This window comes from Curtobacterium sp. MCBA15_013, from assembly GCF_001865095.1.
Lineage (GTDB): Bacteria > Actinomycetota > Actinomycetes > Actinomycetales > Microbacteriaceae > Curtobacterium.
The window spans coordinates 1-795 of the sequence record NZ_MJGQ01000005.1 but is presented as its reverse complement, the minus strand read 5'-3'; the positions used below and the strand labels follow the sequence as shown (position 1 = coordinate 795).

At 69.9% G+C, this 795-nt stretch carries 1 protein-coding gene and 1 pseudogene; both read left to right on the top strand.

The genetic code is table 11. The annotated features are described in order from the left end of the window. Nucleotides 1-243 (top strand): annotated as a pseudogene (locus tag BIV01_RS19650) (hypothetical protein); the annotation flags it as partial. A gap of 232 nt (nucleotides 244-475) precedes the next feature. Further along, nucleotides 476-763, top strand: coding sequence for a hypothetical protein (locus BIV01_RS03700; RefSeq protein ID WP_071294526.1), 288 nt, complete (start codon nucleotides 476-478; stop codon nucleotides 761-763). The last annotated feature ends 32 nt before the right edge of the window (nucleotides 764-795 follow it).

Sequence of the window (795 nt, the reverse complement as noted above, 5' to 3'; positions counted from 1 at the left end):
GAGGTCGCGACCTCGCTCGACGTCTCCGGGGCCGGGTTCGCCCGGTGGACGGCGTCAGACCTGCTCGCCGTCACCGCGGCAGTCCCCCGCCTCGACTTCTCCGAGGCGTTCGACGGGCTGATCCACGAGCAGGCCGGTCGCAAGCCGTCGTCTTCCGCCGCCCGACTCGACGGCTCGGGCAACGTCGCTGCCGGTGGGAGCCGCTGGACATCGTTCCTGGACAATCCGGGCATCGTCGAGTAGAGTGTTCTTTTGGTGCACTGCAGCGAACCCATCTGACTCGCGCACGCCGAACCGTCTCGAAGCCGACTCACCCGAGTCGCATTCCCACGAGACCACCGCTCGATCCGAACGGACGAGCTGCACGTCGAAGCTCGACGTGCGCGCCCCGCACTCGATGCGTCGCGCCGGACTCAGCCGTCCGCCGACACCGAGTCGCCCTGGGCGCCGAACGACCAGGAAGTACCGCAACACCATGACCAGCAACGAACGAATCACCATCACCGGCACCGCCCTCGCGGCGCCGACCGTCTCCCCCGACCGCATCGCCGAGTTCGGTGTGCGCGACGAGCGCTCGCAGCGCGAGTACCTCGTCCGCATCCCGGCCGACGACCTCGGTCTCTTCATCACCCGTGGCGCCCGCGTCGACATCGACGGCGAGGCCGGCTGGACCGTGCCCGGTCGCTCGTGGCGCGGTGAGGCGAGCCGCACGCTCGTGCAGGCGCAGTCCGTCCGCGTGGGCGAACTGGCACTCGCAGCCTGAGCCCCAGTACGACACACGACGAAGGCCGCCGA